This is a genomic window from Lysinibacillus parviboronicapiens, from assembly GCF_003049575.1.
Lineage (GTDB): Bacteria > Bacillota > Bacilli > Bacillales_A > Planococcaceae > Lysinibacillus > Lysinibacillus parviboronicapiens.
In genome coordinates, this window is sequence record NZ_PYWI01000073.1 from 1 (window position 1) to 2,037 (window position 2,037).

Here is a 2,037-nt window from a genome sequence, read left to right on the forward strand (position 1 = left end):
TCAGTAACTTGATTAATTTTATTATTCCATTTAAAATGCATAAAGGAGTCCTCCTTGTTTGATGATGGGTCAATGGTCGTTGACACTCATGCATCATACTAGAGGGCTCCTTTTCTTTCAAGACCTCAAACATCCTTCAAACAGGAATGCTGCTTCGTTAGATTAAATATTTTCTTTCACAAACTTTTGCTTGTTGTTACTCCGATTTAACAACCTTTTGTTCAATTCCCATAACGCCGTTTTATTGCTATCCCATTTCAAAAGCATTACTGCCTCTTCAAAACATAACCATTTGTAGTTGAGGTGCTCTTTTGATAAAGATATATCTTTTGTAGGAACTTTAACACCAAAAGAAAATTCTTTTAATACATAAATGTCTTCTCCCCAAAGGAAGTTCCCAACTACATCTTCTACTGGAAGTGAAGACATAGAATCTAATTCAATATATGGATAATCTCTTGTAATACCAGCCTCTTCAAATGCTTCTCGTTTAGCTGATTCAATAGGAGTCTCACCCTCTTCTCCACCACCAGCTAATCCCTGCCAATACCCATAATCACTTCTCTTAAAAATTGCATATTCAATCGAATTGTCAGTGATTATATAGGGAAATACCAAAACTTGATAAGGTGCCCTCATTGCTTATCTCCTCCCAAAAATAACCTTAAAATAAATTATTTATATTTTAATCCATTACTTTTTCTAATATCTTATTTATAAATTCTGTTTTACCTAATGTATAGGATTTTCGGTCTTTTACTGTATCTGCTAAATGCCTTTTCATATTTTCATATTCAATTACGACTTGTGGGTTATTTCGCAAATAATCTCTGAATGCTAAATGCTTTGCAAGTTCTTCACTATTTTTGTTACAAACATAAAGGTGGTGCTCCATCCATTGCGTCCCTTTTCCATCCCACGGTGTAGATATATCCTTTCTACCAAATGTTTCTCTACCTTCAAAACTCCATTCTTCTTGGTGAAAATACCCTATCTGTTCAAGTCCCGTGATTACCTTTGGAAAAACATCATAACTTTCAATTACAATATCTATATCTAAAATTTGTTTCGCTCCAAGACCTTGGATTGAGGTGCTTCCGACGTGTTCAATTCCAATAATTAAATCATCTAAAGATTTACTAATAACTTGTTTTATTGATTGAAATGTTTCTGCCCATTGTTCATTGTATTGAATAATTTCTATACCAGAATGTGTCACCTTACTCCTCCTTTATTTATTTTTTCACTTTTATATGTATTGAACTAACCTGGACATTAGTGAAAAGCTACGTTCAATTGAACAATCATACCCGTTAGTTAAGTCTTCTTTATGGAAACTTTCCCCTCTTTATTTTCTGCATGATTCCATTCAACTTGTATTTCAAATGTCCCTTCTTTAAAGAATAAAGGGAATCTTCTCCGAATAGATTCCTGCATCGGAAGGTTATCTGCTTCCTTTATATTTACCCAAACTGCCTTTCCTTCTGGTGCATCTTCAAGTAATTCTCCTTTGAAATCTTTTGTGATGTAGTTAAAAATCATATATCTATCCATAGCAACTGGATTTACATATTCATAGAGACCTTTAAAAATAAGGTTACTAACTTCTAAACCCGTTTCTTCTTTTACTTCTCTAATTGCACTTTCCACAATACTTTCAGGAAATTCAACTTTTCCACCAGGTGGAATAAACCCTTTGAAATGATCATGTTGTCTATCAAGTAGTAACACCTTGTCTTCTTTTTGAATCATGCAAACAGTCCACATTTTATAATTTACAGAATTACTCATTGTTTCACCTTCATTATTTATTTCAATTTTACCATATACTTCTAAGCCACTTTTTTCATAAATTGCTCCTTTCGTATTATAAGGTCAGCCAGAGAAATCTGGTTGACTATTTTTTATTCTTATAGATTGATAGTAGCCGGGGTAGAACGGAAGCTCCCGTGGGACTTGATCCCGACAACTAAACTGTTCGCCCTCTACTTGTTAACACATGATTAGGCTGGTTGGGACATAGTGATCCCGTATAAC

At 33.9% G+C, this 2,037-nt stretch carries 3 protein-coding genes; all 3 read right to left on the minus strand.

Annotated features, from left to right (window positions below; all coding sequences use genetic code 11):
• Nucleotides 1-162: 162 nt before the first annotated feature.
• The 3 genes from C9J35_RS22880 to C9J35_RS22890 all read right to left on the minus strand — a co-directional run bounded on the left by C9J35_RS22880 (nucleotide 163) and on the right by C9J35_RS22890 (nucleotide 1,791).
• Complete coding sequence (locus tag C9J35_RS22880) at nucleotides 163-639, minus strand: NUDIX hydrolase (protein WP_054770097.1); 477 nt, start codon at nucleotides 637-639, stop codon at nucleotides 163-165.
• 46 nt (nucleotides 640-685) lie between these two features.
• Nucleotides 686-1,219 (minus strand): GrpB family protein, encoded by a 534-nt coding sequence (locus tag C9J35_RS22885; RefSeq protein WP_054770096.1) that lies wholly within the window; start codon nucleotides 1,217-1,219, stop codon nucleotides 686-688.
• A 98-nt stretch (nucleotides 1,220-1,317) separates the two neighbouring features.
• A complete protein-coding gene (locus tag C9J35_RS22890) occupies nucleotides 1,318-1,791 on the minus strand; it encodes an 8-oxo-dGTP diphosphatase (protein WP_054770098.1) in 474 nt (157 codons plus the stop codon).
• Nucleotides 1,792-2,037 lie beyond the last annotated feature (246 nt).